Annotated in this window: 18 protein-coding genes and 1 pseudogene; 8 read left to right on the forward strand and 11 right to left on the reverse strand. The window is 61.4% G+C overall.

The annotated features are described in order from the left end of the window. Positions 1-418: 418 nt before the first annotated feature. From ABIE53_RS30275 to ABIE53_RS30285, 3 genes are read left to right on the forward strand one after another with little or no spacing between them, the layout of a single operon-like run. On the forward strand, positions 419-1,219 hold the full coding sequence (locus tag ABIE53_RS30275) for a DUF4118 domain-containing protein (protein ID WP_029969019.1): 801 nt from the start codon (positions 419-421) through the stop codon (positions 1,217-1,219). Position 1,220: 1 nt separating this feature from the next. After that, positions 1,221-2,102 (forward strand): alpha/beta hydrolase, encoded by an 882-nt coding sequence (locus ABIE53_RS30280; protein WP_192700209.1) that lies wholly within the window; start codon positions 1,221-1,223, stop codon positions 2,100-2,102. Next, positions 2,099-2,878: a MipA/OmpV family protein gene (locus ABIE53_RS30285; protein WP_192700210.1), complete on the forward strand. Its 780-nt coding sequence runs from the start codon at positions 2,099-2,101 to the stop codon at positions 2,876-2,878. The genes ABIE53_RS30280 and ABIE53_RS30285 overlap by 4 nt, the downstream gene beginning before the upstream one ends. An 11-nt stretch (positions 2,879-2,889) precedes the next feature. Here the strand turns inward: ABIE53_RS30285 and ABIE53_RS30290 are convergent, their stop codons facing one another. From ABIE53_RS30290 to kce, 6 genes and pseudogenes are all read right to left on the reverse strand, one after another. Next, a complete protein-coding gene (locus tag ABIE53_RS30290; RefSeq protein WP_192700211.1) occupies positions 2,890-5,160 on the reverse strand; it encodes a beta strand repeat-containing protein in 2,271 nt (756 codons plus the stop codon). Between the two features lie 215 nt (positions 5,161-5,375). Continuing rightward, the gene (locus tag ABIE53_RS30295; RefSeq protein ID WP_192700212.1) at positions 5,376-7,103 is read right to left on the reverse strand and encodes a tannase/feruloyl esterase family alpha/beta hydrolase; all 1,728 of its coding nucleotides are present in this window, start codon (positions 7,101-7,103) and stop codon (positions 5,376-5,378) included. Positions 7,104-7,168: 65 nt separating this feature from the next. Continuing rightward, a complete protein-coding gene (locus ABIE53_RS30300; protein ID WP_029969009.1) occupies positions 7,169-7,909 on the reverse strand; it encodes a beta-ketoacyl-ACP reductase in 741 nt (246 codons plus the stop codon). Positions 7,910-7,956: 47 nt separating this feature from the next. After that, positions 7,957-8,749: pseudogene (locus ABIE53_RS30305) on the reverse strand (SDR family oxidoreductase). A 78-nt stretch (positions 8,750-8,827) separates the two neighbouring features. Next, the gene (locus ABIE53_RS30310) at positions 8,828-10,183 is read right to left on the reverse strand and encodes an MFS transporter (protein ID WP_114157382.1); all 1,356 of its coding nucleotides are present in this window, start codon (positions 10,181-10,183) and stop codon (positions 8,828-8,830) included. Between the two features lie 156 nt (positions 10,184-10,339). Continuing rightward, complete coding sequence (kce, locus tag ABIE53_RS30315; RefSeq protein WP_114157383.1) at positions 10,340-11,278, reverse strand: 3,5-dioxohexanoate:acetyl-CoA acetone transferase; 939 nt, start codon at positions 11,276-11,278, stop codon at positions 10,340-10,342. A gap of 280 nt (positions 11,279-11,558) precedes the next feature. Between kce and ABIE53_RS30320 the strand changes: the two genes are divergently transcribed. Further along, positions 11,559-12,590, forward strand: a complete 1,032-nt coding sequence (locus ABIE53_RS30320; protein ID WP_006050335.1) for an AraC family transcriptional regulator — start codon at positions 11,559-11,561, stop codon at positions 12,588-12,590. A gap of 50 nt (positions 12,591-12,640) precedes the next feature. Here ABIE53_RS30320 and ABIE53_RS30325 read toward each other — a convergent pair whose 3' ends face one another. From ABIE53_RS30325 to ABIE53_RS30340, 4 genes are all read right to left on the reverse strand, one after another. Next, positions 12,641-13,342, reverse strand: a complete 702-nt coding sequence (locus ABIE53_RS30325) for a DUF421 domain-containing protein (protein WP_161966596.1) — start codon at positions 13,340-13,342, stop codon at positions 12,641-12,643. Then, positions 13,342-14,082: a DUF421 domain-containing protein gene (locus ABIE53_RS30330; RefSeq protein WP_006050337.1), complete on the reverse strand. Its 741-nt coding sequence runs from the start codon at positions 14,080-14,082 to the stop codon at positions 13,342-13,344. Before ABIE53_RS30330 ends, ABIE53_RS30325 begins: the two co-directional genes overlap by 1 nt. A 30-nt stretch (positions 14,083-14,112) precedes the next feature. Beyond that, complete coding sequence (locus ABIE53_RS30335; protein WP_006050338.1) at positions 14,113-15,225, reverse strand: patatin-like phospholipase family protein; 1,113 nt, start codon at positions 15,223-15,225, stop codon at positions 14,113-14,115. Positions 15,226-15,625: 400 nt separating this feature from the next. Beyond that, positions 15,626-15,898 (reverse strand): hypothetical protein, encoded by a 273-nt coding sequence (locus tag ABIE53_RS30340; protein WP_006050339.1) that lies wholly within the window; start codon positions 15,896-15,898, stop codon positions 15,626-15,628. A gap of 270 nt (positions 15,899-16,168) precedes the next feature. Here ABIE53_RS30340 and ABIE53_RS30345 point away from each other — a divergent pair, with 270 nt between their 5' ends. Then, positions 16,169-16,384, forward strand: a complete 216-nt coding sequence (locus tag ABIE53_RS30345) for a hypothetical protein (RefSeq protein WP_006050340.1) — start codon at positions 16,169-16,171, stop codon at positions 16,382-16,384. A gap of 1 nt (position 16,385) precedes the next feature. Here ABIE53_RS30345 and ABIE53_RS30350 read toward each other — a convergent pair whose 3' ends face one another. Then, positions 16,386-17,879 carry an MFS transporter gene (locus ABIE53_RS30350; protein WP_192700213.1) on the reverse strand — a complete coding sequence of 498 codons (1,494 nt, stop codon included), beginning with the start codon at positions 17,877-17,879 and terminating at the stop codon, positions 16,386-16,388. A gap of 277 nt (positions 17,880-18,156) precedes the next feature. On the opposite strand from ABIE53_RS30350, the gene ABIE53_RS30355 reads away from it, so the two are divergent. The 3 genes from ABIE53_RS30355 to ABIE53_RS30365 all read left to right on the forward strand — a co-directional run bounded on the left by ABIE53_RS30355 (position 18,157) and on the right by ABIE53_RS30365 (position 21,058). Continuing rightward, complete coding sequence (locus tag ABIE53_RS30355; protein WP_029968996.1) at positions 18,157-19,224, forward strand: ABC transporter substrate-binding protein; 1,068 nt, start codon at positions 18,157-18,159, stop codon at positions 19,222-19,224. Positions 19,225-19,240: 16 nt separating this feature from the next. Continuing rightward, the gene (locus tag ABIE53_RS30360; protein ID WP_192700214.1) at positions 19,241-20,104 is read left to right on the forward strand and encodes an ABC transporter permease; all 864 of its coding nucleotides are present in this window, start codon (positions 19,241-19,243) and stop codon (positions 20,102-20,104) included. 63 nt (positions 20,105-20,167) lie between these two features. Then, on the forward strand, positions 20,168-21,058 hold the full coding sequence (locus ABIE53_RS30365; RefSeq protein ID WP_192700215.1) for an ABC transporter permease: 891 nt from the start codon (positions 20,168-20,170) through the stop codon (positions 21,056-21,058). The last annotated feature ends 14 nt before the right edge of the window (positions 21,059-21,072 follow it).

Consider the following 21,072-nt stretch of genomic DNA (forward strand, 5'->3'; position numbering starts at 1 on the left):
GGAGGATCGATATGTCGACCTGTGTTCTACGGCATGCAACGAGCAAGCGACGCGTGAATACGAGCCGCCTGCTCGCCGTCGCGTTGGCGCTGGCGGGGCTGATCGGCTGGCGCGCGATTCGCGATCTCCTTGCCGCGATTCCCGATAGCAACGACGACTTCGGCTTGTTTTAGCGCCGAAGTAATGACCTCAGCCCGCGAACGACTGTCCGCACCGCGCGGGCGCTTGCGCATTGCATCGCGCCGCGACACCACGCCCCACGTCTTAAAACTCGCGCAACCCTCAGCACTGGATTAAACTTTGGCGGCTCGTTCGGCCGCCGCGCTCAAAGTTTGGTTCACCGAACGACTTATCGGCTAAATCTTTCTCCCCTATTGCCGTTAACGAGGTGAAAGGTTCTTAAGTTTGCGTCGGGTGCATGGAAGTCATAAATTCAAGACGGTGGGCGCCGCGGGGCCGGAACAGGTGGATCGCCGCAGCCGCGGCACTCGGTGCCGCCGCGATCATCAGAGCGATCCTGCATCCGCTGCTCGGGCCGTTCATGCCCGGCACTGCTTTTCTGATCGCCGCGGTGCTCGTCGAGTACTACTGCGGCCTCGCGCCCGCGTTATGCGTGATGCTGCTCGGGCTTTGCCTTGCCGATTATCTTTTCGTGCCGCCGTACGGCCACATCGACGTGATCGACGCGTCGGACCTACATCTGCTGATCTCGTACCCTCTGCTCACGATTCTCATCATCAGCCTCGTTGAACGTTTGCGGCGCGCGCAGTATCGCGCCGAACTGCTTGCGGCCGTCGCGCAGTCGCGCTACGAAATGCTGCTGCGCCACGACAACGAGCGGCTGCTTGCCCGCCGGGCTACCGATGAAATGCACCGCATGCTGCGTCATATCGCGCAGTACAACCGCTCGCTGATTCTCATCAAGGCGCTCGATCCGGCCAACAGCTTGCCGCCTGGCAGCTTCGTGGCGGCGGCCGCCACGGCAACGCCCAATGCCCTCGTCGACGACGCATCGTTGCACGCGGGCATCGCCTATTGCGCGAAGCATGCGCAAGTGCACGAGGAGGATCTCGCGCACGTGCGCGTCCATCTGACGCCGGGCCATCACCGTATGCGTTTTCTCTCCGGCGCCCGCGACGACTGGCGGCCGGTCGAATGCGTGTGCGATCGCTTCACCACGTCGTCCGGTGAATTCCTGGTTTTGCGCGCGGATGACTGACATGAACGCCACGCCATTTTCAGGCATTGAGGGCAGCGATCACGCGGTCCTGCTGCTGCATGGTCTGTCGAGCTCGCCGCTCGAATTGCGCTTTCTCGCCCGGCTGCTTGCGGACGAAGGTTTTGCCACGCATACGCCGGAATTGCCCGGCTACAGCGCAGGCACCGGACATCAGCCGATGGAGCAATGGATCAGCGCGGCCGTCGCCGAGTTCGACCGGCTCGCCGCACGGCATCGGCACGTCTCGATCTGCGGTCTCTCGATGGGCGCGACGCTCGCGGCCGCGGTTGCGCACGAGCGGCCCGCCGCCCGCGCGTTGCTGCTGCTGTCGATCACGCTCAATTACGACGGCTGGGCGATTCCCTGGTATCGCTTTTTGCTGGACTACGTGTATTACACGCCGCTGCGCTCGCGTTATCGCTATCGCGAGCAGGAACCCTACGGGCTGCGCAACGAGGCGTTGCGCTCGAAGATCGCGCGCGCCATGCAGAAGAACGACATCAGCGAAGTCGGACCGGCGTTCATCGGCTTGCCGGCGCTGCACGAGGCCGGCCGCCTGGCGGGCTCGGTAAAGAAGAAGCTCAAGGGCATCGGCACCGATTGCCTGATTATTCACGCCATCGACGACGAAACCTCGAGCCCGCATAACGCGCGATTCGTCGGGACCACCATCGGCGCGTCATTCTTGCGAACCATCTGGCTCGACGACTCCTATCACATGATCACGTCCGACAACGAACGCGAAGTCGTGGCGCGCGAATGCGCCCTCTTCCTGCGCGAAAGCGTGGCCGCCACCGTGTCGAGCCATAACCCGGCGCCCGTGGTTTCTCGCGCGCTCGCACGCCGCCTGCGGCAACTGGCGACTGTGGCGAGGAAAGCATGAAGCGCACATTCGTGCTCAAGGCGGCAGCGTGCGGCTTTGCAGTGGCAGCTTGTGCCGGCGCGGCTCACGCCGACGAACCGCAAGCAGCAAGCGACTGGAAAATATCGGTCGGGCCGGGCTTGTATGTGTTTCCAAAGTACCCAGGCTCTTCGCAGATCCAGGTGCTGCCGTTTCCCGTTCAGGACATTTCATGGAAGGACCGTGTGTTCTCCCAAGGTCCGGATGTGCTGGGCGTCAATGCGCTCGCGGGCGAGAACTATCATGCCGGGGCCTCGCTGAGTTTCGATTTCCAGTCGCGAAAGAGCTCCGACGATGCGCGGCTCAAAGGCTTGCCCGATGTGCACGTGGGACCGAAGCTGCGGCTTTTTGCGGACTATACGTGGTGGGCTTTCACGGGCTCGGCGGCGGTCTACAGGGACATCGCCGGAACCGGGCAAGGCCTGACCGCGATGGCGGATCTCTTCGTATCCGCGCCGCTCGGCAAATTGCTGCTGTCCGCAGGGCCTGGCGTAACATGGGCGAACGCGACATACACGCAGACCTTCTTCGGCGTGAATGCGCAGGAAAGCGCCGCGTCGGGCCTGCCTCAATATGCGACGCATTCGGGCTTGCGCGACGTGCACTTCAACGTCAACGCGCTTTATAAATTCGACGCGCACTGGTCGGCGAACGTCGCGGCTGTCGTCGGGCGTCTGCAAAAGTCCGCCGCCGGCAGCCCGATCACCGAGCGGCGTCTCGATCTGAACGGCATGGCTTCGGTGTTGTATCGGTTCTAGCGCACCGTTCGTTAGTGTTGTTCGACCTGCCAGCGCAGCACAGGATGCGTTGCGCCCGCAGGCATCGTCCACGCCCCGTTGCTGCTGAAGTCCCACCCGGCGAAGCTCGCGGGATCGCTCATCTGCGCAGTCGTCAATCCGTTCGACGGCGGCAGATTGCCGCCGCTCGTCGCCACGCCCGTCGTCTCGGCGTTCCAGTACACGTTGCTGCCAAGCCCCGAGCAATAGGCGCAGACCCCGCCTACCTGGCGCAAGCTGTACGCGGAGACCTTGCCGGTTGCAAACGACTCCGTGACCGTGCCGCTGTTGATATTCACGAGTCCCCCGGACGAGCCGCGCGACTCGTTGGCCGACACATTGCCGGTCGCATACGACTGGGTGATCGTTCCTGTGTTGTTAAACACGAGGCCGCCGCCACCCGAATCGGCGACGACATCGGCACTGCTGCCCGAACGCGCGATGGTTCCCGAGTTATCGCCGACCAGTCCGCCGATCGACGCGCCTGCACCATTGGTCGGCGCCGAGATTCCGCCGGAGGTGAACGTATTGACGATCAGGCCGTGGTTACTGCCGGCCAGAATCCCGATGGACCTGAACGACGGCGCGTAGATATGCGAGTTCGCGTTGATGTTCACGTCGCGCACCACGGCGTTTGCGGCGATATCGCTGAACACCGCATCGGAGTCGGGCGAGATGTTCAACACCGTGTGCCACATGCCGTCGAACTGCCCGGAAAACGACGTATGGTCGGTAAAGCCCAACGTCTTGAACGCATAGCCGTTTGCGTCGATGTCCTTGCCTAGCGCGTAGTTGCCGGCCATGTCGTTGGCTATGTTCTGCAGATCCTGCGCCGAATTCACGAGCTTATAGCCGGTGACCTGCGTGAGCAGGCCGCTGTACGCGGGTGCGCTCCACGCGCTATTGCTCAGCACGACGCCGGGCGTATAGCTGCCGTTCATGTCGTAAAGCGCGCTGACGGTGCCGGTACTCGAAGACCAGTCGATCGTGCCGTTATTGGCGACGCTGCCGCCGTTGTCGATGCCGCCCGCGTCCGCGCGCAGCGTCAGCGCGCCGCCGCCCTGGTTGCCGAGCGTCGCGCCCGAGGCGACCGAAACACTATGCGCCGCGTTGAGCGCGAGCGATGCGCCGCCGGTCCATTGAATGCTCTGCGCGACGTCGATATCGCCGCTCTGGCCCGCCGCGCCTGTCGTCGTCATGTTGATCGACGTGCCCGCGCTGAGGCTGCGGGCAAAGGCGCGCGACGCGCCGTCATCGAACGTGTATGCGGGCAGCGTAACGTTCCATTGCCCTGCGGTGACTTTCGTGAGATCGCCCCAGAAGGTCAGCAGTCCCGTCGTGGTATCGACGATGCCGCCGGTTCCATCGGCGCGCTGCGCGCCGACGTTGCCCGCGAGAATCACTTGGCCCGCGGTGCCCGCCACCAGCCACACATGTCCGTCGCGCGTCGCGGTGCCGGTTGCGCGCACCGCATCGTTGCGGCCGGCGAGCGCATAGATGTTGCCGTCCACGGCTTGCAGGTTCACCTGCGCGGCTTCGATTGCGCCGGTGTTGACGATCGCGCCGCCGCTTGCGGTCTGCACGAACATCTGCTGCCCGCTCGACGAGTCCTGCAGCAGCACCTTGCTGCCCACAGCGATTTCAGCCGTGCCTTGCGGCGCGCTGATCGTGCCGTAGTTGTCGACTTCCTTCGCGGCGATGAGCAGCACATCGCCGTTCGTCGAGCCGATGTGGCCGAGGTTGACCACACGCTGATCCGACTGGCCGGAGAACGTCAGCGCTCCGCCGTTCATGAACGACGCGTTGTCGGTGTCGAGTGTCGAAGCAACGAAGCGGCCGCCTGTCGTGACCACGCCTTGCGGCCCGACCACGACGCCTTGCGGATTGATCAGATAGACGCTGCCGGTCGCGTTGAGCTTGCCGAGAATCGACGATGGCGATCCGCCTGTCACACGGTTTAGCGTCGCACCGGAACCGTTGTTGAAGACGACCGTGTTGTTGCCGCCGATCGAAAAGCTGTTCCAGTTGACGACGCCGCGCGTCGAACCCGGTTGCGTGACGGTCAGCGTATTGCCGGCGCCGGCAATCGAACCGCTGCCGCTCACATAGGCTCCGCCTTGCGGCAAGGTGCCTTGCGCAAGCACCGGGGCCGCGCACGACATGCCGATGAACAACGCGAAGACAGACAGTGAGATAGAGACAGGGACGGCGGGCAGGTTGCCCGAGGCGCGCGGCGGGCGCATGGAGAACATATCGCGTGACATACTTTCCCCTCTTTTATACAAGCGGAATGGCATGCCACTCTGCCGGGGCCTTTGCCTCTGTTTTCAGGGCGTGGCCAATGCAGCATAGGCCATAAATTGTGCTCTTAACTAACAGGAACTCTCAGCGTTTTGTGCCTTGATGCCTGCGTTTTGTGCCGACTCCGAATCCGTCGACCGCGTGCACACGCACCGCGGCCCCTGCACGGTTCGTTCGCTCACTGCACGACACACTCGAATGAAGCAGCCTGATTCACGTCGCCGCCCTGATAACGCGGCCATTTCGGATAATCGCATAGCGGCCGCGTGCGACCGGGAACGCCGGCGGTGTCGGTAGTCACCTGCGCGACCGGAGCCTTGCCTCTTTCGACCCATTGCTGAAGCGCCGACAGCGAATCCCAGGTGGCGTTAAACGTACTGCTTGCCGCATGGCCCATTCCGGGAATCTCATAGAAGCGCACGAACGACTCGACCTGGCGAACGCCGAATTGCGCTTGCAGCCGCCGATAATATTGCTCCGTTGCACGCGTGCTGACCAGTACATCGGATAATCCATGAACGAGCAGCAGCTTCCCGCCACGTTCCTTGAACGCAGCAATGTCGGTGCTTGCGTCGAGTTGCGAACTGAGCTCGCTGATACGGTTCGCCCATACGCCCGGCTGCTCCGGATCGAGCGATAGCGAATTGAAGTTCGGGTCGCGCGTGACCGAGTACTTGATCCACTGATCGGTCAGCACGCTGACATACGGTGCCGTCAAAGGCATCGGATTGGCCGGCTGTGAGGTGCCGAATGCGAGGAACGTAACCACAGGCTCGACGGGAGAACTGCGCGTGACGATGCCGAGGTCGGCGCCCCATACGTTGTAGCCAGGATATTGAGTCTCGCCGCTCGCGAGCCGGAAGCGAAAGTGGGTGGACGTATTGATTGCTTTCAGCGCTTCGATTTGTGCGTCCGACAGGCAATTGTCGCCGGTGTCCACGCCTTTCGCGCAGCGCAACGGAGCACCGTTGAGCGTCGCAATAGACGGATCGAATCGCGCGTTGCATTGCTGCTGATCGCTGATCAGGCCGTCGGCGACGCCGTCGAGCGCGTCGCATGCCTCAATCGCCGCGTCGTACAGTGCCTGCCGTTTGCCGACGGAAAGATAAGCGCCCGGTTTCGCCAGCGCGCGGTTCATGCGTTGACCGCCGAGTAGCGCCGCTGCGTCGTCCCATGCGGGATACCATGCGATTGCACCGTCCCAATCCGACGGCCAGCGCTGGATTGCCGTGACGGCTTCACGCCCGCCCGTGGAGCCGCCTGCGAAATAGGCCTTGCGTGGCAAATGCGCATAGCGGGCCTTGATGATCGCGAGCGCTGCGTCGTGCGTTTTCTTTAATGCGTCGCCGCCGAAATTTCTAACCGCTTCGTCGTTCAGGCCAAAACGTCCGTCCTGCGAGGCGAGCGCGTTCGCCTGATGACCCGAGTCGCTTGCGAACGTTGCATAGCCGCGGCCAAGCGGTACGGGTTGGTCGACCGGGCCATTGGGCACGTTGCCGGCCACATTCGGAATGGTCCCGTCAAAACCACCGCCGCCCAACATGACGACTTTGTCGTTCCATTGTGCGGGCAACGCGACCTTGAATTGAATGTCGGGCGCGGATCGGTCGAGTGGCGAGATCTTGCCGGTGACCTCGCAGTATTCCGGAAGCGCGGTTGCTCCGCTTCCGCTCGCTGCGACTGGCTTTACGGCGGTGACGGCCGCTCCCGAGGTCGGCAAGCCTATTTCCGAAGCCGGCACGATAAAGCCTTGCAGCCGCTCGCAAGCGGCCACGTGGCCGGCGGGCAGAGTCGCAGCTATGCCGGATGCGGGAATCGCCGATGTAATCAAAAGCGCGGCAACGAGCGCGGCAGGGAGCGCGACGGCGCGCGCGACTTTCAAATTGCGAAGGTGAACTCGAATCATGATGTCTCCGTTATGACCGACTTTTCCGCAACGCGAATGCCGCGCGCTGCTTGCACGTTGTGCCGCTACAGCGTCATGCCGCCAGACGCTTCGATAACAGCGCCGTTGATATAACTCGCTTCGTCGCTCGCGAGAAAGGCGTAGATGTTCGCGATTTCCTCGGGCTTGCCCAGGCGCCGCAACGGCACCTGGTTTCTCATCTTCTCGAGTACTTCGCCGGGTACGGTCGCGAGAATCGGCGTGTCGATAAAGCCCGGCGCGACAGCATTCACGCGGATGCCTTTAGGGCCGAGTTCACGGCTCCATGTTTTCGTGAATCCGATGACGCCGAACTTGGACGCCGCGTAGTTCGTCTGCCCGTAATTGCCGTAGATTCCGACGACCGAACTCGCATTGAGAATCACGCCGGCCTGCTGGCCGATCATGCAGTCGAGCACGGCTTGAGTGGCGTGAAAAACGCCGCGCAGATTGACATCCATGACGTCTTCGAATTGCTCGGCCGTCATGTTTTGCAGGCGCGCATCACGCGTAATGCCTGCGTTGTTCACCAGCACGTCGATGCGCTTGAAGCGCTCCTGCACGCTGGCCGCCATATCCTGAACGGCCTCACGATCGGCCACGTTGACGGTGAAGCCCACCGCTTGCGCGCCCGCCTCACGGCACGCGCCGACCACCGATGTCACCGCATTGGCATTCACGTCGCATACCGCGACGCTCGCGCCTTCGCGTGCGAATTTGAGTGCCGTCGCCGCGCCGATTCCCTGGCCCGCGCCTGTGACGATTGCGACCTTACCGTTGAGTCTCATTGGATCTGCGTCCCTGAGTAGTGAGTTGTTTTGATGTGGGTATGCCGTCAAAGATATTCGACGTTGCCATCCACGCTGATGGCTTGCCCCGTGACGTTGTAGCCCGCCGGCGATGCGAGGAATAACGCCATCGCGGCAATGTCGTCGACGGTCACCATCCGGCGCAGCGAAATCTTTTTCAGGTACTGCTCTTTCATTTCGTCGAACGACACGCCCGTCGACTCGGCTCGCGCGGCGATCACCCTGTCCATTCGCTCGCCTTGCACGACGCCTGGCAGAACGGCGTTCACGCGAATGTTCTCGGGCCCAAGCTCGACTGCCAGCGACTTCACCAGTCCGACAATCGCCCATTTGGTCGCGGCGTATGGCGTGCGAAACGCGTACCCGAGCCGCCCCGCCACCGACGACATTGCAATGATCGCCGGGCAATCCGATGTCTCTTTCAGCAGCGGTACGGCCTTATGCAGGAAGTAGTACTGGCTGTTGAGATTCGTCGAAATGGTTCGTTCCCAGTCGTGCGGTTGAATGGATTCGACGTCGCCCGTCGGACCCGCGATGCCCGCGTTGTTGATAAGAACATCGAGTCCGCCGAGCCTCGCGCGCGCGTCGTCGATAACCTGGTCGACCTGCTCGCGATTTTGCCACATCCGCGACGCCGGTGTAGAGCTTTGGGTTCCTCTGCTTGGCTTTTTCAACTGCCGAGCCGTCGACGTCGCAGATATAGACCTGTGCGTCTGCTTGAACAAATGCATCGGCAATGGCTGCTCCAATTCCCGCGGCTGCGCCGGAGATAAGTACGCGCAGACCGGGCCTCGGTTTGAGAAGCTCGAAAGTATTCATGTGTCGCACCAACAAATAAAACCGAATGGGGAATAAAGCCGTTTCCGGGCTTATACGCTTTCATGGCGATGCCGGCATTCAGCTTTTGGATGTGTTGAGTTGCGCGCCCTTGGCCGTCGCCGGGATCGGACGATCCGCAGCCCGGATGGCTTTCGCAAGAAGCGGCACGAGACACAGGCCGAGCACCGATGCGACGACCACGACGTTAAAGCCCGAGTCGCTTCTGCCGGTTATCGTCTCGGCCAGCCCGAAAAGATAAGGTCCGACAAAGCCACCCAACAAGCCGATCGTATTGATGAAAGCAAGTCCGGCCGCAGCCTGCACGCCTTGCAATCGCTTCATCGCCACGGCCCAGTACGAAGGCAGAATGCCGCCCGCGAAAAAGCCGGTGATGCCAAGCAGCGTGATTTGTGCCGCCTGATTTTTCGTCGCGATAAACGCGCAAGCGGTGATAACCACGCCCGCAGTCAGCACACCCAGGAAGCCGCAGTCATTGCTTATCCGGCGGTGAATGCGCGGCAGCGTGAGCACGCCAAGCAGAAAGCCAATGCCGACACTACTCGACAGTAAGCCGACGAGAAGCGGCGACTTAACATGCATCTGTCCGACAATCGACGGAGTGAAAAAGTACAGGCCCACGAACGCTACCTGATTCAGAAAGTAAATCAGTGCAATGAGTACCGTGGTCGGACGTTTCAGTGCGGCGATCCAGTGCGCTGACGTGAGTTCGGCGTGACCGTGCGTGTCGATGACCGCGTTATCCTCGAGCGCCTGTGCTTCCTCTGGAGTGAGCCACTTCACCTCGGTGGGCCGGTTCGGCAGCTTGAAAAAGAGGATGATGCCGACCACGATGGTGGGCAGACCTTCCAGCAGAAACATCCACTGCCATCCGTGCAGACCGCCGATTCCGCCCAGTTGCATCAGCCCCGCACCGAGCGGATTGCCGATAATGAGCGCAATGGAAGGAGCGGTATAAATCCAGCCCACGGCGACCGCCCGGTCCTTAGGCGCGAACCACAGCGTCACCATGTACATCAAGGCCGGAAAAAGCCCTGCTTCCGCGACCCCAAGCAATACCCGCAGAACGTAGAAGGACAGTTCGCCTTGCACAAACATCATCGCCGTGGATAACGCTCCCCAGGTGACGGCAATACGCGCAATCCAGGCCCGCGGACCGACGCGGTGCGCCGCCAGATTACTGGGCACTTCGAGAAGCGCATAACCGATAAAGAAGATGCCGGCGCCCAGCCCGTAGGCCGCCGCACTAATGCCGAGATCGGCCGCGAGTGCGCTCTTGGCCAGCGCAACATTCGTGCGGTCGATAAACGACATGAAGTAGATCGCGCACATTAACGGAAGGAGCCTCGCCATCGCCTTGCGAGTCGCTCGCCAGTGCGTGTCGCCGAGGCGGGGGTCAATAGTAGCTGCAGTCATGATGTCTCCGGAAATTGTCCTGCCTGTTTTTTCTTGTGTTGCGCGCCGGGCGATTGCCAACCGGCGCTGCAGGATAAAAAGTACTTCGGCTTGCGAGCCTTTTGCGCGCAATGCCATCTGCTTAATGCTCAATGCTCAATGCTCAATGCTCAATGCTTAAAGCGAGACGCTTTCGCGCCCTTTCAGTCCGAGCATCGCGCGGGCATCGGCCGGTGTCGCGATTTCGAAAGAAAGCTCTTCGAGGATTCTGCGAATCTTGCGGACCTGCTCGGCATTCGATCGCGCTTTCACGCCACGCGACAGGTAGACGCTGTCTTCGAGACCGACGCGAACATTGCCGCCCATGATCGCGCCCATCGTCACGAGCGACATTTGATGACGGCCGGCGCCAAGAACGGAGAATTGATAGTTCTCACGTCCGAATAGACGGTCGGCGGTGGAACGCATCAATGCAAGGTTCTCTGGATCAGGACCGATGCCGCCGAGAATGCCGAACACGGACTGAATAAAAAACGGCGGCTTGACTAGTCCGATGTCGATGAAGTACGCGAGGTTATACAAATGCCCGACGTCGTAGCATTCGAATTCGAAACGCGTGCCGTAGTCATGAAACTCGGTGAGGATGTTCTTGATATCGCGGAACGTGTTCCGGAAGATCATGTCCTCCATGCCTTCGACGTATTCCTTCTCCCAATCGAATCGCCAGGAAGAGATTCGGGCCGCGACCGGATGCAGCGAGAAGTTCATCGAGCCCATGTTCAGCGAGCACATCTCGGGTCTGGCGACGCGTGCGTAGGCCAAACGCTCGTCGAGCGTCATGCGCGTGCTGCCGCCAGTGGAGATGTTGATGACCGCGTCGGTCTGCGCGGCAATCGCGGGCACGAACTGGCGGAACACTTCGGGCGCAGGCGTTGGCCGTCCGTCTTGCGGATTGCGTGCATGCAGATGAAGAATCGCGGCGCCGGCCTCGGCGGCCTCGAGTGCTTGAGTCTTGATGTCATCGGGCGTGAGCGGCAGATATTCCGACATCGACGGCACATGCGCCGAGCCTGTCACTGCGCACGTAATGATGACTTTACTGGTCGAATTTCCCATTTCAATACCTATCGTGTTGCGGCTGATGCAGAGTACTCGGAAGCCGGGGCGAATGCGGCCGCTGACGCAATGACGCGCGTCAGGCCGATTGCCACGAGCGCCAAAGGCGCGAGATCACGGGGATGGTGGATTTGCATGCTTGTCTCCAACAGGTTTGCGAGTCGCACAACTGCAATGCGGACCCGTCTCTTGTCCCATTGATAGTAGTGAGATACGATTCAGTATGTAAGGTCAATTTCGGACAAGCTGATGTCCCACGAGGACATCCACGGGAGGCACGGTGTCGGCGAAATTTCCGCTGTTGAACGAGCGCATCTACGCGCCGTACAAGATCGCGGCGCTGGTGGAAGTACTCGCGGAGCAAGGCATTGCCCCCGAACAGAGCCTCAAGGGAAGCGGCGTCGAGCCTGACCAGATCTATGACGCGTCGGTCATGACCTCGGTGCGGCAATACGCGATGGTATGCAGAAACGCCGTCAGTCTTTCATCCGATCCAAGTACTCCTTTCAAAACGGGAGCACGTCTTCATCTCGCCGCCTATGGCATGTACGGCTATGCGCTGATGTCGTGCCTTTCGTTGCGCGACTACTTCCGGCTCGGCGTCAAATACCATCGGCTCGCCACGCCGACTATCACGATCGAGTGGACCGAAAATCCCGATACTTCGGTGTGGACTTTTCCCGACGCCTTTTCTTCGAATTTGCCGCACGACGTCCAGCAGTTTCTTCTCGAACAGCAGTACACGCAGCACGTCACGCATCTTCAGGACGTTGCGGGAAGAAGCTGCCCGCCGGTACTTGCGCGCTTCTCTTATCCCGCGCCGGAGCATGCCGCGATATACGGCGAGTACCTGGGTTGCCCATGCGAGTTCGACGCCGACGAATGCCAGTTGATCTACGACAGCGCCATACTCGAAGTTAAGCCGCACCTGGCACATCGGCATTCGGCTGCGCTTTTGCAGGAGACGTGCGACAGATTGATCGGGCAAGCGAAAACATCATCGGGTGCATCCGGCGAGGTGTATCAGCTTTTAATGCGCAAGCCCGGCGTTTTTCCGAGCATGGAAACCGTGGCCGAAGCACTCAAAATGACGAGCCGAACGTTGAGGCGCCGACTCGAATCGGAAGGCACGTCGTTCGTCGCAATTGTCGATGACGTCCGCTGCTCGCTCGCCACCGAGTACCTGAAAACCACCAAGCTCAGCACCGACGATGTCGCGATGCTGGTCGGCTTTAGCGACACCGCTAACTTCCGCAGAGCAATAAAGCGCTGGACCGGCAAGGGACCTGGCGAGATTCGCGACGAGTCATGAGTCGCTTTATGGCTGTTTTTATAGTGGCTTTGTAGTTCTTTTCAAAGGTTTCATTCTGTCTTCTCTTCGACTTTCGGCTTCTGCGGCAATTGCACCGCCGATTCCCATCGCATCGAACGACACGCGGAGCACGGTTCGGTCGGCCGGTTCTCGGTATCGACGGTCGCGCCGCAACTCCAGCATGCGAAGTAGCCGTCGGCGCCGATCGCATCGAGAAGCGAGCACTCCATGTCTGGTCGAACCGTCAAGCCGGGGCGTTCGTGCTTTCTCCACACGAGGCTAATAGAACCGGACGACTCCAGATAAACGCGGCGCAACTGTCCCAGATGCGCGACGTTTGCAGCACGAAGTTCCGACGCGAGCATTTCGCGGGACACCTCGCTGGTCTTGAGTTCGTCGAGAAGAATTCTGCCGTCTTTTACGAGCATGGTCACGTCGCCTTCCTGCGCTACCTGAAATTTGCGCCACCGCAGGCCGGCTCTCGAACTCATGCGCTGAAGCGCGACGACGGTAAATAGCACGATAGCCGCCGGCAAAATGCCTTGCGACGACACCTGAATAGGAACGCCAATCGCGGCGCCCAGCATGAGAATCACCGCGAGTTCAGTAATGCTCAACTGTGCGGCAACACGCTTGCCCATCATGCGCATTGCCACTAGCAGCAGCACATAGACAAGCGCCGCGCGGACCACCACTTCCAATAAGAACGCCCAGGGTCCGTCGCCGATCAGGATTCGCTGAACGAGCTGCATCAAACCTCCACTTCCCTGACTGCACATGTCCATTCAGTCGAGCCGCAGTTCTCGCATCGCAAATTGTCTGTGTGTTCCTTTTCAATCGTGTTGCCGCAATGACGACATGCCGACCAGCCTGGCAAGTGGCCTTCTTCCTGCAGTTCCTTGTCGATTGCCGGCAGCACGGAGAGGCCCGGCTTCGACGGTCTCGCGGGAATGAACGAGAAAGAACCCGAGGGCTCCATATAGAGCCGGCTAATCTGTCCGAGGTGTTGCCAGCCCTTGATCCGCATTGCTTCGAATACTTTTTCGCGCGGCATCGCGGCACGCGCCAACTCGTCCATTTCGAGCCGGCCTTCGCTGACGAGCAGCGTGACGTCGGTTGAAATAAGTGTTTCCAGCCGCCGGTGTGTGGTGCCGAGCCGGGCAATGAGACGCTGCAATACGATTGCGACGAGTGCAATCACCAGCGGCGGCAGCATCCCCCGGTTCGACGCCTGCAACGGCACGCCGATGGCCGCCGCGAGTGTGACCACAATTGAAATCTCGAACAATGTGTATTGAGCCGCCACGCGGCGCCCGAGCAGACGCATTGCGATGACGAGCAGTACATAGGTCACGCCGGTTCGCAGCAGTACTTCAAGCAGGAACAGCGATGACGTGTTCCCGAAAAGAAAGCGGTGCCAATCCGTAAGGCTGAAGGGATGGTTTTCCACGACGGTATGCGCAGCAGTGGCCTGGTGGGACACGTAGCGCATGGCGCATGCCTGAAGACCGCGCAAGGCAATTCAGGCACTTTCCATCTGCGAGAGCGCCGCTTCGGCCACTCGTCGCCCATTGTTCCAGTGCTCGTCGATGGCGGTCTTGCCGAACTGCGAGTCCTTGAAGTGCGCCTCGCATTGCGAGCGCTCGTAATCCACCGGCACGATGCGTACATTGTCCGGCTGCGCAAGCGCCGCTGCATTGATCAGTTGCGGGTCGCTCTGCCGCTTTTCGCCGTCGATGCACTCGAGCGCGTACGCAAGCAAAGACTTCAAACGTTGCGATTCCTCACGCGTTTCGTTGAAGAACGCCGCTCTGCTTGCGTGCTGAATGTTCTTGAGGCGAATGTCCACGTCGACGAGATTGTCCGCAAGCGGGCCATCGCAACTCCATAAGTCGGCGCGCAAAATGGTGGTGCTCACACCAGGCGATGCGCTCGCCAGCAGATGGCGCACGGGCGCGCCGGTCACGAGCGAACCATCCCAGTACCAGGCGCCGTCTATTTCGACGGCTGGAAACCACGGCGGCAGCGCGCCCGACGCCATGATCATGGCGCCATTGAGTCCGTCGTCGTGATTGACGAAGTAGCGCGCCGCGCCCGTCGCCACGTTCGCAGCCACCACACTGACCTGGACGGGGCTGCGATTGAGCAGTTCGAAGTCGCATAGGTTCGACAGCGTGCGGACGAGTGGTTGTGTGTCGAATACGCTCGCATCGCCCGGATTGCCTGTGCCTGCGACCCACGGAATATCCACGCGCCGCACGAAGAACCCCGGCAACCCGAATTGCAGCGCGTACGTTTGGTCGGCTTCGGCGAGCATGCGTCTCACCGTTCGATGTTCGAGCGCGCCGCGCGGCGGCCATAGTTGCAACGCGTGCTCGCGCAGCGCGGAGCCGGGCACCGACACGCTATTCCAGAAGGTTTTGAGCCGCTCTATCCTGCGCGACGGCTCGTTGCCGAAATACAGCGCCGCATTGATGGCGCCAATCGACGACCCGCTGCAGGCGTCGATTTCGACACCCGCGTCGTGCAACGCTTCGAGCACGCCGGCCTGGAACGCGCCAAATGCGCCGCCGCCTTGCAATGCAAGTGCAATCCGGTGAGCAGGCTTTTTATGTGCAATCGTCGATGGCGGCATGCGGCTCCTCGTCTTCTCCGCACGCAAAGCGGATCAGGATAAAGAAAGCATGCAGCGCCGCAACGCGCGTTCCTGCCGCTCGCGCCGGACTGCGGCCGCAAAAGTACCGCGCGCGCAAGATCGAGCCAAGCGCCGTTCAGTGCTGACCCGCGTTCAGCACCATCCAGATTTGCCGGGCCTCTGGCCCCGCAAGAATTCGCGCAAAGACCGCGCGACATCGGCTGCACGTGTAGTGCTCTTCGCGGCGCGTCTCTTCCACTGAACCGACGCCGTTGAGCGTCAGGTCCGAGTGCGGAGGCTCAGCCGCCGGTTTGCCATACAGTTCCGCGCATTGCGCGCAAGGTTGAATCCAAAGGTCCATGTGTCGGTCGTCGGTACTTTTTCTGTTCGAGGCAAGCGCTTAGTCCTCAAACGGATTGCCGCTGCTTTTCGCCTCAGTACTGAGATTGTATTCCGCACGCACCGCCTTGAGGACCGCTTCCACGTCGCGCTCGAACCCGACCACATTGCCGAAGTGAGTCATGTTCCAGTTGCAGCCTGTCTTGTCGACTTCCTGCAATTGCGGCCGCGGCACGCGAATCTTCACGCCGTCCTCGACGATTTCCTGCAACCGATGGATTCGCCGGCTGACCTCCTGCTGAAGCTGCGAGGCATTGAGCGTCTTGCGTATCATCCAGGTCCCCTTCCGTTTATTCGCGCCAGTCTAGCGCAACCGACGCGCGCCGCGACGTGGCGCCGGAATGGAAAGCTGGACCTGATGAGTGTTGGTATCGGACGAGTAAAACGATGCGAGCTGTCTGGGCAGACCCAACATCGATTTGCCGTTACGCTCCCGCCCTTCCCATGGAATGCCCGCCCACTCTGGCTCGGCGGGCGGTGAGCATAAGCGCATCGTTGTCGGCACAGTAGTTGCAAATGTTAGCCGCATCACCAGGAGACAGTCATGATGCGGCTCTTTGCAAACTCATTCCGAGCGAACGCGGCCTATAAAAACGGAATCGTCGTGATCGGCGCATGCGCGGTCATCGCAATCTGCGTAACCGGACTTGCGGCACTTACAGGCATGCTGCCGGAATCGGAATCGGTCGCCGTCACCGTGACTGCCATGCCGTTGGTGGACCTGCAGACTGCGCTGTCGCGCGACATCGTCAGCCCATGACCTAACGCGCGGCCGTGACGCCGCCCGGCTCCGCGTAGTCTTCGGCGTCGATGTCGTAGCCCGACGGCTCCCAGCGGATCACCAGCAGCACGAGCAACGACGTCAGCGGCGCGATGGCGATCAACCAGAAGACCTTCGTGCCAAACGCGGCAGCCAGCACCGGAAAAAGAAACAGCGAGACCGTCGACGCCGAACGCACCAGCGTCTGGTTAAAACCGACGCCGATTCCCCGCAGCGAGGTCGGATAGCTCAGCGACGCATAAGTCATCGAATGCGAGCCGGGTCCGAAACCTTGTCCGAACAGATAGCCGCCGAGCAGCAGAATCGCGACCACCACGAGCGCACCGCTGCCCGGTTTGCCGATCAGCGCGAGTCCGATCAGCGACGCGAATTGCAGCGCGTGCCCGAGCACAGTCATTTTCCACGCGCCGACGGTCGGCGCGGTGCGCACGCCGATCAGCCCGCCGACGAACGCAAATGCGAGATTCAGCGCGAGCGCCGCGACAATCGTCGTCAGCGGCCCCTGCTGGAAGAAACTCGTGATGATCACCGGCAAGCCGAAGATGATCGCGTTATAGCCGAATGACGAAGCACTGCCGATCACCGCGGCAAGAATCGTCCGGCGACGGTAAGTGGCGTTGAACAGAACCCCGTAATTGCGCCACGATGCCGCGCGCGGCGCCTTCTGCGGCGTCGCGCTTCGTTCGACTACTGTGTCGATGCCGTAAGAGCGCTTCAGGATGCGCGCGGCCTCTTCGAGATCGCCCTGATTCGCGGCCCAAACAGGCGACTCGCTGATATAACGGCTACGCACGAGAATGATCGCGATGGCCGGCACCGCGCCGAATGCGAGCGTCAAACGCCATAGCCAGCCCAGTTGATGCTCGGGCAGAATCGCGTACAACCCAAGAATCAGCAGATAGCAGGTGCTCGTGGCCGCATACCATGCGGGGCACCACGCAGCGACGCTCGCCGCCTTGTTGCCCTTGCCCGCCACCCGCGAGAACTCGGCGAGAAACGCCATCGCCACCGGCAGATCGAGCCCCACGCCGAAGCCCATCAAAAAGCGCGCGCCGCCGAGCACCCACGCATTCGGCGCGAGGCCGGCCGCGATCGCCGCGACCACGAAGAACAGCATGTCGGCCATGAACACGCGATAACGGCCGATGCGATCGGTCAGATACCCGCCGAACAGCGCGCCGAGAATCGCGCCGAACGTGATGGCCGACGACACGAATCCCACCTGAACCGGCGACAACGAAAACTGGCGCGCGATGTCCTTGATCCCGTAAGCGAGCGAGGTCAGATCGTAAGCATCGAGAAAGACACCGCCCAGTGCAATCGCAATCACGATCCGCGCATTACTGCCTTTCGCGGCGCCTGCGCTGACGATGCGTGACACGTCGTGCGCATTGCGAATGACCGCGCGACGCGCCGCGTTGCCGGCAGACGTTTGCGGATCGGCTTCGGTGGAGGGAAAAGCAACAGTGGACATGATCTCGCGTTCGTATGAATGGCTGAAGCGTCGCATGGTAGCCATGCAATCCATGCGGGCAAAACGACGAATTTAACTATGCAAATCGGGAATTGCGCACTTGCATGCGGCTCGTGCCGCATGACGGCATTCAGTCACGCGATTCGAACTGCCGCAGATTTTCTTATCAGCAATGATTGGTTGGATTCGACGGCACGCGAATCTAACGTGTAGTGCCAGGTCTCTGCCCGCCAGAGCATTCGCACTTCTTTTCCCTTCCATCGACCGGTATTGCCGCATGCGCTATTTCCGTCTGCTGAAATCTTTCTTCGCCGTGGCGACGTTGTCGCTCGCCGCGGTTCACGCCTATGCCGACAAGCCGGCGGTAATTCGCATCGGCGTCGCGCAACAGGGTAATGGCGATCCGCCTACGTTTGGTGGATCGCCCGCAGCCACCGTGCAATTGCAGCAGTCGCTCGAAAAAGAATTTGCCGCCGACGGCATCAAGGTCGAATGGCTGTTCTTCAAGGGAGCCGGCCCCGCCGTCAACGAAGCGATCGCCAACAACGCGCTCGACTTCGCCTATCAGGGCGATTTGCCCTCGGTACTCGGCCGCGCCAACGGTTTGAAGACGCGCCTGCTGCTCGCCTCGGGCGTCCGCGTCGGCATCAAGATCGCTGTGCCGACGGATTCGGACATTCGTTCGATTAAAGACCTGAAAGGCCGGCGCGTGTCGATCTTTCGCGGCACCAATCTGCAGCTCGTCGCGGACAATGCGCTCGCCGCCAATCAGCTCGATGAGCGCGATCTTCGCGTGATCAATCTCGATTCCGCGAGTTCGCTGGCGGCGCTGGCATCCAAGGGGATCGACGCGTCGGTCAACGATTACCACCTGTACAAGCTGCGCGATCAAGGCCTCGCGAAGATCGTCTACGAATCGCAGAACGATGGACCGCAATTCACGCGTCAGGCGCATCTGCTCGTGCTCGACGACTTCGATCGCGCGCATCCCGATGTCGTGCAACGGGTCGTCAACGTGCTCGTCAAAGGCGCGCAATGGTCGTCCGATGAAGCGAACCGCGATGCGCTCTTCAAGCTGTGGTCCAAGAGCGGCGTGCCGTATGCGTCATGGCAGGCGGAGTTCGCGAATCAAACACTCAAAGACCGCAACTCGCCGTTGATCGACCCGTTCATCGTCGCGCGCTACAAGGCCGTCGCGGCCGATGCGCTGAAACTCAAGCTGATCCGTCAGCCCGTCGAAGTCGATAACTGGTTCGAGACCAAGTATCTCGACAACGCATTGCGCACGCAGAAACTCGACCATTACTGGACACGCTACGACGCCGCCGGCAAGCCGCTCGGCTAACACGGGAGCGATCACGATGAGCGAAACCGCACTTGATGCCGGCAACGAACGGTTCGGCCACGACGCAGCGGCGCGCGAGTTGTCCGCGGCGCCGCCACATCGCAATGCGCGGCTGCGCGCGCTTGCCTGGCGCCTTGCACCGTGGGTCTTGCCGGCCGTGCTGCTCGCCTTATGGGCGACGGGTTGCGAGCGCGGCTGGATCGCACCGCAGATCTTGCCGCCGCCCGAGCGCGTGTTCGACACCTTCGTCGAACTGGCGAGAAGCGGCGATCTCGCAAGCAATACGTTGATCAGTTTGCAACGTGTGCTGGTCGGCTTCGCTGCGGGCACGCTGCTCGGCTTCGCGCTCGGCGCGGCGCTCGGTCTGTCCCGCACTTTCGAAGCGTATGTGTTGCCGAGCTTCAATGCGCTCGTGCAGATTCCGGTGCTCGGCTGGCTGCCGTTTCTGTTGCTGCTCGTCGGCGTCGGCGAGCCGCTCAAATACATTCTGATCGCGCATGCCGCGCTCGTTCCGGTGACGTTGAGCACGCTGCAAGGGTTTCGCCAGACGCCCGCATCGCTCGATGAAGTCGCGCGTGTCTTTGCGTACAAGCGCTGGCAACGGATCGTCTATCTGGTCGTGCCCGCCGCCGTGCCCACGCTCGCGACAGGCGTACGGCTCGCGTTCACCAAAGCCTGGCTCGCACTAGTGGTGGTCGAACTGGTCGCGTCTTCGGAAGGGCTCGGCTATCTGATCGTCTACGGCCGGCAACTGTTTCAACTCGATCTGGTGATGGCGTCGGTCGTCGTAGTCGGCGCTATCGGTTACGCAATGAATCGTTCGCTCGACGCACTCGAAGCGCGCTTGCGGCGCGGTCAACCGTCGGCGTTTCGCGAGTAATGACGAGTAGTGACGACCCATTGCCGGGCCGCATCGCGTCGCATCGCCCATGAGGTATTCACGATGAGTCTTGCTGTCTTTAAACGGTCCGCCGAAGCATCTAAGCAGTCGACGAAGACGTTGTCGTGCGACTGCGGCGACAACGTGCCCGCCGCCTTCGCACGCGCCGCGCGACCACGCAAGCCACTGATCGCACGCGTCGACTGGCGCGGCGCCGTCTTGCCGATTGCGGCCATTGCAATCTGGTGGGCGATCTCCGAAGCGCACGTCGTCAAGAGCGGCTTGCTCGTCAGCCCCGCGCAGGTGCTGGCCACCGCCTGGCAGCAAATCGTCAGCGGCGCGCTGTTCAAGGCGCTTTCCGCGTCGCTCGCGCGTGAAGCAAGCGGTTTCGTGATCGGCACGCTAGGCGGCCTGCTGCTCGGCAGCGCGCTCGGCTTCTCGCGGCTCGCCACGCGCATGATCGGCCCGAGCTTCGACACGTTCAAGCAGATTTCGCTGTTCGCGTGGATTCCGTTGATTTCCGTGTGGTTCGGTCTCGGCGATGCAGCGAAGGTCGTGTTCCTCTCGCTCGCTGCGTTGCTGCCGGTCGCCGCGCATACGTGTGACGGCATTCATGCGGTGCCGCGCGCGTACATCGAAGTCGCGCGCGCTTTTCGCTATTCGCGCTGGCAACTGATCCGCGCAGTCATTCTGCCGGCCGCGCTGCCGTCGATTTTCACGGGCCTCTATCTCGCGCTGATCTATTCGTGGCTCGCGACGCTGGGCGCGGAATATCTGCTCGTGGCAGGCAGCGGAATCGGCAATACGCTGATCGACGGCAGCGAGCAGTTCCGCATGGATCTGGTGCTGTTCGGCGTGGTCGTGGTCGGCGTGACCGGCTGGGCGCTGAACGCATTGGCGCGCGCGGTCGAACGGGCGATGTTTGCGCGCCGTTCGGAGGCGGCCGCCCGATGAACACGCCACACATT

The organism is Paraburkholderia sp. OAS925, assembly GCF_040543975.1.
GTDB classification, from domain to species: Bacteria; Pseudomonadota; Gammaproteobacteria; order Burkholderiales; family Burkholderiaceae; genus Paraburkholderia; species Paraburkholderia graminis.